This window comes from Mesorhizobium sp. M0991, from assembly GCF_040318915.1.
In the GTDB taxonomy this organism is placed as follows: Bacteria; Pseudomonadota; Alphaproteobacteria; order Rhizobiales; family Rhizobiaceae; genus Mesorhizobium.
In genome coordinates this window covers 1-9,621 of sequence record NZ_JAMYNE010000070.1, presented here as the reverse complement: position 1 = coordinate 9,621, position 9,621 = coordinate 1, and the positions used below count along the sequence as shown (strand labels likewise).

Below are 9,621 nucleotides of genomic sequence, written 5' to 3'. Positions count from 1 at the left end.
CTCGACAATATGCGCGATCTGTCAAACGACGCAACGATCGCTTTTCACCCATCTCCCTCATTCCCATTTATGGGTTCACGACCTAGAGAGTTACCAAAAGGTTAATATGCAGCGGAGCCACTTGCCCGGGGCCGCCTCACCCCTTCAAGGGCTCTAGAAGTGGCAGCCGGCGCTTGCCGCTCTCCTTCGGCCGGTCGCAATGTTAGACGTATGGCCGTTGCGCCCGACGCAAGGCTTGTTGTCAGGTGCATGACGCGGTGCGTGAAATGCAGCCTTGGCGATGGCGGGCGCGCTGCATTGTTGATATCGTACGCACAGAACAGGCGCGCAAATGACATCTGATTCAGAGAAGGCCGAAGCGGTCGAGCAGTTGCTTGATACACCTGACCTTGCAACCGCACTGGAAAGCGAACAGTTCAAAAAATTCCTTGACCAGGTCCCGATCGCCATAGCCGTTTCGGACCTTGCCGCTGAGGAGCGTGTGGTCTACGCCAATCCGGAATTCGAGAAACTCTCAGGCCTGAGCGCCGCCAGGCTCACGCGAGAAAACTGGGCGGCCCTTTTGGGCATAGGCCTCCATCAGCAAAAGGACAGGCCGCTTGCCGAGGCCGTGGCCGAGGGAACCGATTTGGTCGGCACCTTCAGGCTGGAGCGCAACGAGGACAAGCCGGCGATCGTCGACGTTTATTCCAACGTGATCGAAGACGACAATGGCAAGGTGTGCTTCCGACTGGTGGCGCTGGTCGACGTATCCGCCCATGGCGAGGCGGGAGATGAGCGCTCGGCGGAGGAGCGTGTCAGCGAGAAAGACACGCTGCTGCGCGAACTGCAGCACCGGGTGAAGAACAACCTGCAGATGATCACCGCGCTGATCCGGCTGGAAAGCCGCAACGCGACCGAGGCCGACCGGAGACGGTTTGAGCGGCTCGCCGGTCGCGTCGACGCTCTGGCGATCCTCTACCAGACGCTAACCGCCGACGAGCCGAAGGAGGAGGTCGATCTTGGCATCTATCTCAGCCAGATCGCGTCCGCGGTGATGAGCTCGCATGCAGTCGAGGGGATCCGCCTGGATATGAAGGTGGATACATATCCCGTGTCAATAAACGTCGCCATGCCGGCGGGACTGGTCGTGAACGAACTGCTGACCAATTCACTGAAGCATGCGTTCCGGGGACGCGACGGCGGCACGATAACGCTGCACAGCATCGTCAATGGCGACGGCTGCCGGGTTATAGTGGCGGACGACGGAATCGGCCTGCCGGAAGGCGAGACGTGGCCCAAGCCAGGCAAGCTCGGAGCGCTGATCGCGCGCTCGCTGACCGAGAACGCCAAGGCGCAGTTCGCAGTCGACTCTAGCGCCAGCAAAGGGACGAAGGTGACCATCGTCTTCAAACGATCGGCGGCAGCAAGCTGAAAAATTGCCGTCGTGAAACGGCCTCCTTCATACGGTCGAAATCTTCCATCGAAGAGCCGGCAGGTACGTCCGCGGGGCAAGCAGGATGAAGTATGCGGGCGTTTCGCTCGGTTGGGCTAGTTTTAGCGTGACCGGCCTTAAAAACAGCTGGCAGGTGGCGCTCTGCCGTAGTGAATATTCTCCAACAAGCTACAATATCCGCCAACAAGGCTGCTGCGGAGGCAGTGTTCGTGCATCACCATTTTGCTGGGCTTCCGCAGCTCGGGCCTGAGCCGAATTTACACCCTTGCGCTCAAGTGGACAGATACTCGCCAAGCGGGGGCAAGTGTTCTATGGTCTCTGGTGGCATCGGATAGTGCAAGGTATCGATGCTCAGTCTGTCGCTTTAGGCAGGGGAGGGGGCCATGTTCGAAGTCGTTGCATCCTGCAGGAAAGCGGGGCCAGGAAGCTGGTTCGCCACAAATATCCTCGGCTTCATCGTCGCGCTGTCGGTGTTGTTTTTACCCGGACTGGAAAGCGCGAATGCACAGACGAACTGGACACTCGATCCGGCCGCCTCGGTGCTCACCTATCAGTCGGTCAAGAAGAACACGATCGTTGAAACCAACAAGATCAGGAACATCGCCGGCACTCTTTCTTCGACGGGTGAGGCCAATATCAAGCTTGACCTCAACTCCGTCGATACCGGTGTCGACCTTCGCAACGTCCGCATGCGGTTCCTTTTCTTTGAGACATTCAAGTATCCGACCGCAGAACTGACCGCAAAGGTGGATCCTGCGGCGTTTGCCGAGCTTGCGACGAAGCGAAGGGTCAAGGCAGTGCTACCATTCCGCCTCAACCTGCATGGGGTCGACAAGGATCTTGAGGCCAATGTCGTGGTGACCATGATCAGCGACAGCATGGTCTCCGTCGCTTCGGAAGCGCCCGTCGCCGTGCATGTCGAGGATTTCGGACTGCTGCCGAATGTCGACAAGCTGCAACAGGCCGCCAATGTGACCAACATTGTTCCAGCCGCTTCGGTCTCGTTCGATTTCGTGTTCAACGCCGATGGCACCAAGCCCGCGGCCGTCCAGACCGTCGCGGCAAGCGCCGCCGACGTCGGGCCCGTTGCCACCGATGCCGCGAAGGCGAACTTCAGCGACGAGGAGTGCCTCAACCGGTTCGCGGTGCTCTCTCGCACCGGAGCCATCTATTTTCGGACGGCGAGCGCGCGGCTCGACAGCCAAAGCCGTCCGCTGCTGGCTGAGGTCGTTGGCGTAGTCGGCAAGTGCCCAGGCCTGAAGGTGGAGGTTTCCGGCCACACCGATTCCGATGGGTCGCCAGCCGCCAACAAGCTCCTGTCGGAGCGCAGGGCCAAGGCAGTTGCTGATGCCATTGTTGCCGCCGGGATTGCTCGCACGCAGATCACGGCGACCGGTTACGGCGAGGAGCGGCCAGTTGCCGCCAACGACACGCCGAAGAACAAGGCGCTCAATCGGCGGATTGAGTTTTCCGCCACCAAGCTCCTCAACTGAGGAAGGGCCTTTTGTTCCGGCGGGGCTCCGATCTGATTGCTTGGTTTGGTGGTGTCCCGCGCGCGATCGGGCTGGTGATGCTCTCGCTGTTCTTGACCTTGACGGCGGCCAATGCCGAACGCCGTGTTGCTCTGGTCCTTGGCAACTCCCAGTATCAGCATGCGCCGGCGCTGACCAACCCGGTACACGACGCGCAGGCTGTTGCCGAACGTCTCAAGAGCCTGGATTTTGAAGTCGTCTCCGGGTTCGATCTGACCAAATTGCAGACCCAGACGACGATTGCGCACTTCGCAAAGCAGGTGCGCGGCGCCGACATTGCCCTTTTCTTTTACGCGGGCCACGGCTTGCAGGTTTCAGGCAGCAACTACCTGCTTCCGGTCGATGCCGCACTGGAAGACGAGACCTCGCTCGACTTCGAAGCCGTGCCGGTGGATTTCATCTTGCGGCAAATGTCGCGCGAGACCAGCATAAGACTGATTTTCCTCGACGCCTGTCGCGACAATCCCTTGGCCGAGGTGTTGGCAAAGACCGCAGGCGTCAAGGGAGCGAGAAGTGGCCTTGCCGAAATCCCGATCGAGAATGGCGGCGCTGGCACGCTGGTCGCCTTTTCCACCAGTCCCAATCAGGTCGCCTATGACGGATCGAGCGAACACTCACCGTTCACGTCGGCGCTGCTTGCCCATATCGGGGCCTCGAACGTCTCCATCACCGACGCGATGAACAGGGTTACCGCCGACGTGTTCAAAGCAACGGCCGGCAAACAGCGCCCGTGGATCAATGTCTCGCTAACCACCGAGGTCGTGTTGCACAAAGTGGATCTGAACGCGCCACTGATCGTCGGTGAGGCGACCGCTCCGCAACAACCGCAAGGCGGCTCGGACGGGCGCAACGCCGCCGCAAATCCGTCTGGCGCTGACGATGCCCAACTTGCGCTCAATGTGCTGCGTCAGAAAATCCCGAGACTGGCTTCGGACGAGCCGATCTTTTTCGACCAACCTGTCGATTTCGGAGATCCAGCAATCGACGGCAAGAGTATCGCTGAGCTGATCACAGGCAAACCACTCTTCACTCCCGTGGAAGGGCTCGACAAGGCGGTGTGGGAGGGCAAGCACTGCAACGGCTGCCATGAGTGGAATGAGGATCGGCTATGCGAACAGGCGAAAAATTTCGCCGCCAACGATGTCTCCGTTCTACGCCTGCAACATCCGCTTGGGACACGCTTCAAGGTGGCGCTGGCCAAATGGGCGCAAGGCGGCTGCAAGTGAGATCTGGGCCCTTGGGTTCGAAAACCCCTGGTCAAGACGATGGAGCTGCGTCTATTGGAATGGTTCGGGTCTAGTACGCATCCGCCGATTGGCGCTGCGCCTCGATCTCGGCCAACTGGAGGCCCATTTCGACAAAGGCGGAGAGAACGGCAAAGCGGTCGGCCAGTGCGACGCGCGCCAGCCCTGCTAGAACACCGGCATTGACTGCATGGGCGGCAGGATGTGGCTGCAAGGCCGTTGGCGCGGTTGCGCCGACGACAGATCCGGCAACGCCAAAACCATTGTCACGCCATTCCGCAGCCAAGGCAATCCAGGCGCCCGGCGTTGTCGGCGGGGTTCCCGCAGCCTTGCTCACTGCGGCGCGATGGCGGGGACTGTCCGGTTCGCTGACCCAGTCGCGAACAAGCGCGAGCAGCTCTTGATCTGTCTTATCGAGCAGCTCGCTCAGATGCCCCAGGCATTCATGCGCCCACCAGACCGCAGCCCGATCAGGAAGCAGGTAGGCACAAAACGTGATCGCCTCTTCGGGAATGGGCCCGGCGAGGAGATCGCGGCAAAACTCGATCGAACGCTGCTCGGTTGGAAGGGCTCTCATGTCTCTGGCGACAGCGGGACAAGCCATGAAAAGATCCCGTGCCGTTTTGAATCGGAGCCCATTGGCCATGACGCCACGCCTTCATCGAGAACCAGTCGGTACTCAAGCCTCCGGCGTGGCGGCGGTCAAGTCTCAACTCGTGGGGACGGGAGATCGGCCGACACAGCCACGGGCTCAGCGTTTATTGACAGACAAATGCGTGGGAATTTGGTATATTCACCTTGGTAACATCCGATGCTCAACAGGAGTAACCGCTATGCGGTGGGCCAGTTCACCCTTGGTGTTGGCGGTCGTGGCTTTCTCGACCCATGTTTCCGCCGACCCTGTCCAGAAATCAGAAGACATCGTCAAGTTTTTTGCTGGCGCGGCCGACGTCGGCAAGTCGCGTGGGATTTGTGTCGGCACTGAGGAGCAGTGCAAGAGCAAGACCAAGGCAAAAGACGGGCCGGCCGACAAATCCAGTCTCGACATGCTGATCAATTTCGGGCTGGATTCGGCCGAACTCGACGCGACCGCACGCGCTGAACTCGAGGAGTTTGCCAAGGCCCTGAAGGACAGCCGGATCAGTACTTTCCATTTCGTCGTCGAAGGTTACACCGACGCTTCCGGTCCGGAGCACTACAATGAGCGGCTGTCGCAGCGACGAGCGCAATCGGTGACGTCCTTCCTCACATCCAGTGGCATCGAGGCTGACCGCATCAACGCGATCGGGTTGGGCGAAGCGCATCCGCGTAGCCCCAATCCATACGACGCCGTCAACCGCCGCGTGGAAATGCGTATAAAGGCCGAGTAGCGTACGCTGGTGCATGCCGCCTGAAACTGTGCAGCAGTGCGTCAGGAACTGAGTGGTAAGCGCAGCGGCAGGCCAGGCGAATGGGCTTGGAACGACCCCGGTCAGTTCTTGAGCACGCCGCCCACCACCACACCGGAGCCGAAGAGCAACGCCTTGGTCAGGAAGTCGTTATCCTGGGGCGGCGCAGGATCGTCCCGCCGCACCACGGTCTGGCGGAAGCGGCGTTTCTGAATGACCTGCTATTGTTTGCGGGTTTCTGCGCCACCGGTCGCTGGGTGCGGACGTTCTGCGCAATCTGCTTTTTCGGCTGCGTTGCACGGGGTTGATCGGCAGCATATCCGGCACACACGGCTTCCATCATCGGATCTGTCTGAACCTCGAGGAATGCCAATTGCTCGCGCGTCAGATAGGTGGTCGGCGCAAGACCATTCTTGGCTTGCCAGAGATGCCGATCGCCCGGCGGGTCTGCGGACCTATGTTTCCGTCAATGCGGCCAAGTTCGTTGCCCAACGCCTCGATGCGCAGGTGCAGGTCGATGCGGCTCTGGCGGTCAAGACCGATCGCACTTTCTGTCAATTCGGTGCCCGCTGTTTGCTTCACCTCGTCCGAAACGCGCTTCGAAGCCTCATCCCAAAGGCGTTGCTCGACTTCCCAGGATGGAGGATGGCTGGCAGCGGCCACAGGAGAGGGCGCCGCTGCGGGGGTCGACGCGTCGGCCGCTGGCTTTGCGGCAGGCGCCGCTGCCTCAGCGGTTTTCTAAGGAAGACCTCACCGCCCAGCGACGCATTATGCCATGGCCTCTGCCGACCTTGCGTGGTTTCGGTCACTTCGCCGCGCACGCGTGTCAGCGCGCACTGGATTTCAACGCGGGCTCGGTCAGGTGCCTTGCGAGCGCCGTTGAGTAAGGAGTGTCAAAGCCGTTGCCCTCGAAAGCTATGGCGCCCGGATCCGTCGCATAGGCAATCAGCAGGCCACCTGTGCCCACACCGTCCGATTTTGCTTCCACCGGCGCCAGGCCGGGCGTTGCGCACGCTACGTGCACATGGGATCTCCGGCAGCACGAAGGGCGAAAGAAACGCGCTGGTGCCGGGCTATGTTATGTCGCCGGTCGAACGCCAACGGATGGGCGCCCGGTCGGAAGGCCCGCTTGTCGGGGGCGGCATCGAGCCTCTATTTCGTGCGCCACCTTTCGTGCGCTACCGCTTGAGTATCCATCGTCGCTACTCTATATGATGCGTGATGATTGATGCGCACCAAGGAGGGCGATATGAGAACGACACTGGCGATCGATGACGACGTCCTGGTCGCGGCCAAGGCCATGGCCCGGCAGCAGGACCGCAGCGTGGGCGAGATCATCACCGATCTCGCCCGGCGCTCGCTGCGCCGCCCGCAAGCCGGCGGCGAGCGCAACGGGATACCTCTGCTGTCGCCTCGGCCGGGTGCACCTCCTGTCACGCTTGAGACGGTCAATGCCTTGCGTGACGAGTTGCTGTGACCTTCCTGCTCGACATCAATGTGTTGATCGCGCTGATCGATCCCGGCCATGTCGCCCATGACGACGCCCATGGCTGGTTCGAAGTGACCGGTCACGCCGCATGGGCCACCTGTCCCACTACCGAAAACGGCGTCATGCGCATCGTCGGAAACCAAAAATATCCTAATTCTCCCGGCTCGCCTGCCGTCGTTGCGCAAATCGTCACCAAGTTGCGAGCCCTGCATGGGCACAGCTTCTGGTCCGACGATGTGAGCCTGGTTGGCTCCGTCGACATCGATGCGGCGAAAATCCTGACCTCGGCACAGGTCACCGATACCTATCTTCTTGCGCTCGCCAAGGCGCATGGCGGCCAACTTGCGAGCTTTGACCGCAAGCTGTCGGGGGCGGCCGTGAAGGCCGGGAAGACTACACTACACTTGATCCCCACAAGGTAGACCGCGGGGCTCTTTCTGTCAGGGGTATATACCGGCAAAGGATCAGCCGTTGAGCGCGTCCTTGATGGCCTTAGCTGGCGTGAAGGACAGCTTCTTCCGGAATGAGATGCCCCCCCTAAAACTTTCTTATACAGAATTAGCATCGCTGTTGGGCCGAGCTGGTGCGCGTATCGGCCTCACTGGCGATTGCAGTACCCCCTTGCGCGCTTGCGCGCGCGCGGGGGAATTCCTGTATAAGCGATAACAGTCGACTTGGCGACCGGTCCTTACTGTCGTCGCTCCAGATCGGCGACCACCCCTATGCCACTTTTTCTTTCTCGCCATCTCGCTCGTTATTAATCTTGCCCTTTCGTGGGAGGGCTGTGTGGTGTCGGAAACAGGTGAGCAGGAAATACTATCGGCAGCTTGGCGGCATGAAGAAATCTTAAGAAATGCATTCCGAGATACGTTTCTGGATGTGAAGCTAACGACAATCTTCAATTTGGTTCGTATATAATCGTGTTGTGAACGCGTAATTGAGGAGCTCCCGAAATGAACGCAAAGCTCAAAAACAAAGCCCGTCGCAAGATAATTCTTGATGGATACCTTAATAACGAACCGTTGAAAGATATTGCGACCAAGATCGGATGCTCACTGGGGAGTTTAAGAGTCAGCGCCAGTAAACTCGGTTGCACTCGAACCCCGACGGAGGCGGCGGAATTTCGGCGTGGCTTTCATATCCCGGAACACAAACGGGAAGATTACAACCAGTTGATGATCTATGGACGGTATAAATTTCGCGATTGCGCGCAAATTTTGGGACTATTAACAGTGCAATCATCAGGTTTCGAGTAAGGTTATTACAATACAATCCGGACGATATTATCACTTAAAAACTTTCTGTAAATCCCGAATAACTTGCTTCAGGCTGGTGAAACTTTGGGTAGGGTAGAAAATGACTCTGATGGATAGACACAGTGATGCTGTTTCGGGTAACCGATACATTGCGATAACGACCAAGTATAACCATGAGGCGCATACGACGCGGCCCTCTTATGCTTTTCCTCCAGATCGTGCATCGGGCGCAGGGGTCGGGGAGCCAAGAGCACGCAGCCTGGAATCCGTAACCGGCATGCTTGATCGCATCGGCTGCGGCTATCTCGTGCTGAACCGCGAGAGGAAAGTGGTCGAATGGAACGCAGCCGCTCAAACCACGCTGGAGCGCCAGGGAGAAGTGGCCGGTACGGCCAGCGGGCTTTCGGTGGCCTTGAGGCGGCTGATCGCGAATGTTCCGGCCCATTTCCTGCCGGGCTCACTATCGTGGGTGGTGATCCGCAGCAGCGGCGACAGGCCTGTGATATTGAACGAGAACGGGTTTATCGCTCCTGACGGAACGAGCATTGTGGCGTTACTGGACCGCGAGAACAGGTCGGGGCCAAATCCTCAGACACTGCAAAAGATGTTTGGCTTGACGAGCGCGGAAACGCACCTGGCGTTGCGCTTGGCTCAGGGCGATGCGCCGCTGGAGATCGCCCGCAATTGGCGCCTCAGCCGCACCACGATCCGCTCCCAGCTTGCCTCGCTGTTCGCCAAGACCGAAACGAAACGTCAGGCGGAACTGGTGGCTCTTCTTGGGCACATTTCAGTCTTGCCATAACGGCCGTCGTTTGGATCCATCTCAGCAAACAGCCAATCCCGAAACGCTTTGACTTTCCGCTGGGAAATGGCGCGGGGCGGGCAGCAGGAGTATGAATCTCGAAAAAGAGAATCACTTGCAGGCACCAAAGCCGCAATGGCGTCTGCGCACAAGCACACAGGCAGGTGGTTGATAGCTACTGCTGTGCTTGGGGTCGCCTAGTTCGTAGCCTATTCATATTCCCTGGTTTGATGCGCCTCATCGGCATCGCGTTTGTAATTTACGCCTTCTACCGCACGCAGAATCCTTAGTGTCCGTTCCAAAAAGAGTTGAGTGATTTCAGCAGGTTGTGATTCTGTCGGATTTGCGAGATTCGATGGAGATTCACGATGGCCTGGACTGAAATCACCCGTGCGCATTATGAGCGGCGTTGCGCCCGCTACGCAAGCGATCTGACCGATGCAGAGTGGGTGCTGATTGCGCCAATGATGCCGTC

General features: G+C 59.2%; 10 protein-coding genes and 1 pseudogene. 9 read left to right on the top strand and 2 right to left on the bottom strand.

Features of this window, described 5'->3' with window-relative positions; all coding sequences use genetic code 11:
* The first annotated feature begins 331 nt into the window (after window positions 1-331).
* The 3 genes from NKH70_RS34980 to NKH70_RS34970 all read left to right on the top strand — a co-directional run bounded on the left by NKH70_RS34980 (window position 332) and on the right by NKH70_RS34970 (window position 4,193).
* On the top strand, window positions 332-1,414 hold the full coding sequence (locus NKH70_RS34980; protein ID WP_353027413.1) for a sensor histidine kinase: 1,083 nt from the start codon (window positions 332-334) through the stop codon (window positions 1,412-1,414).
* A gap of 404 nt (window positions 1,415-1,818) precedes the next feature.
* Window positions 1,819-2,928 (top strand): OmpA family protein, encoded by a 1,110-nt coding sequence (locus NKH70_RS34975; protein WP_352779886.1) that lies wholly within the window; start codon window positions 1,819-1,821, stop codon window positions 2,926-2,928.
* Window positions 2,929-2,939: 11 nt separating this feature from the next.
* Window positions 2,940-4,193 (top strand): caspase family protein, encoded by a 1,254-nt coding sequence (locus NKH70_RS34970; protein ID WP_352779885.1) that lies wholly within the window; start codon window positions 2,940-2,942, stop codon window positions 4,191-4,193.
* Window positions 4,194-4,263: 70 nt separating this feature from the next.
* Here the strand turns inward: NKH70_RS34970 and NKH70_RS34965 are convergent, their stop codons facing one another.
* Window positions 4,264-4,815 (bottom strand): DUF6931 family protein, encoded by a 552-nt coding sequence (locus NKH70_RS34965; RefSeq protein ID WP_352783034.1) that lies wholly within the window; start codon window positions 4,813-4,815, stop codon window positions 4,264-4,266.
* A gap of 40 nt (window positions 4,816-4,855) precedes the next feature.
* Between NKH70_RS34965 and NKH70_RS34960 the strand changes: the two genes are divergently transcribed.
* Window positions 4,856-5,581: an OmpA family protein gene (locus NKH70_RS34960; protein ID WP_353027412.1), complete on the top strand. Its 726-nt coding sequence runs from the start codon at window positions 4,856-4,858 to the stop codon at window positions 5,579-5,581.
* 402 nt (window positions 5,582-5,983) lie between these two features.
* On the opposite strand, the gene NKH70_RS34955 is transcribed toward NKH70_RS34960, so the two are convergent.
* Window positions 5,984-6,262 carry a hypothetical protein gene (locus tag NKH70_RS34955; protein WP_353027411.1) on the bottom strand — a complete coding sequence of 93 codons (279 nt, stop codon included), beginning with the start codon at window positions 6,260-6,262 and terminating at the stop codon, window positions 5,984-5,986.
* A 586-nt stretch (window positions 6,263-6,848) separates the two neighbouring features.
* Between NKH70_RS34955 and NKH70_RS34950 the strand changes: the two genes are divergently transcribed.
* The 5 genes and pseudogenes from NKH70_RS34950 to NKH70_RS34930 all read left to right on the top strand — a co-directional run.
* Entirely contained in the window at window positions 6,849-7,076 is a 228-nt protein-coding gene (locus tag NKH70_RS34950; RefSeq protein ID WP_352779879.1) for a CopG family transcriptional regulator, read from the top strand.
* Complete coding sequence (locus NKH70_RS34945; protein ID WP_352779878.1) at window positions 7,073-7,510, top strand: TA system VapC family ribonuclease toxin; 438 nt, start codon at window positions 7,073-7,075, stop codon at window positions 7,508-7,510. Before NKH70_RS34950 ends, NKH70_RS34945 begins: the two co-directional genes overlap by 4 nt.
* A gap of 531 nt (window positions 7,511-8,041) precedes the next feature.
* Window positions 8,042-8,344, top strand: coding sequence for a hypothetical protein (locus NKH70_RS34940; RefSeq protein WP_353027410.1), 303 nt, complete (start codon window positions 8,042-8,044; stop codon window positions 8,342-8,344).
* Window positions 8,345-8,621: 277 nt separating this feature from the next.
* Window positions 8,622-9,146: a helix-turn-helix transcriptional regulator gene (locus tag NKH70_RS34935; RefSeq protein WP_352779877.1), complete on the top strand. Its 525-nt coding sequence runs from the start codon at window positions 8,622-8,624 to the stop codon at window positions 9,144-9,146.
* Window positions 9,147-9,514: 368 nt separating this feature from the next.
* Window positions 9,515-9,621, top strand: a pseudogene (locus NKH70_RS34930) (IS5/IS1182 family transposase); the annotation flags it as partial.